This is a genomic window from Mesorhizobium amorphae (assembly GCF_014843845.1).
Taxonomy (GTDB): domain Bacteria; phylum Pseudomonadota; class Alphaproteobacteria; order Rhizobiales; family Rhizobiaceae; genus Mesorhizobium; species Mesorhizobium amorphae_A.
This window is the reverse complement of record NZ_JHQS01000085.1, coordinates 1-524: the sequence shown is the minus strand read 5'-3', so window position 1 is coordinate 524 and position 524 is coordinate 1. Positions and strand designations below refer to the sequence as shown.

At 65.6% G+C, this 524-nt stretch carries 1 protein-coding gene; it reads right to left on the bottom strand.

Annotation, left to right across the window (positions count from 1 at the left end; translation table 11 throughout):
- Window positions 1-524 (bottom strand): NAD(P)(+) transhydrogenase (Re/Si-specific) subunit beta (locus tag DH08_RS30095; RefSeq protein ID WP_192182890.1); only part of this gene is annotated, 524 nt, incomplete at both ends.

The window sequence follows — 524 nt, the reverse complement described above, 5'->3', positions numbered from 1 at the left end:
GCCGCCGCCGCCCAGCCGGAATAGGAGTTCAGCATCGACACGACGACCGGCATGTCGGCGCCGCCGATCGGGATGATGAGCAGCACGCCCAGCACCAGCGAGGCCGCCACGATCAGCCAGAAGACGAGCTTCGATTCCGTGGTGACCAAAAGCACGATCAGCACGACGAGTGCGATGCCGAGCGCGATGTTGATGAAGTGGCGGCCGCCGATCATGATCGGCTTGCCCGACATACGGCCATCGAGCTTGAGGAAGGCGATGACCGAGCCGGTGAAGGTGATGGCGCCGATGGCAACGCCAAGGCTCATTTCGATCAGCGCCTGGGCATGGATGTCGGCAACCGTACCGATGCCGAAACTTTCCGGCGCATAGATCGCGGCGGCCGCCACCATGACGGCGGCAAGGCCGACGAGAGAGTGGAAGGCAGCGACCAGCTGCGGCATCGAGGTCATGGCGATGCGCCGCGCCGTGACGGCGCCGACGGAACCGCCGATCAGCAGCCCGAGCACGATCAGGCCGAAGCC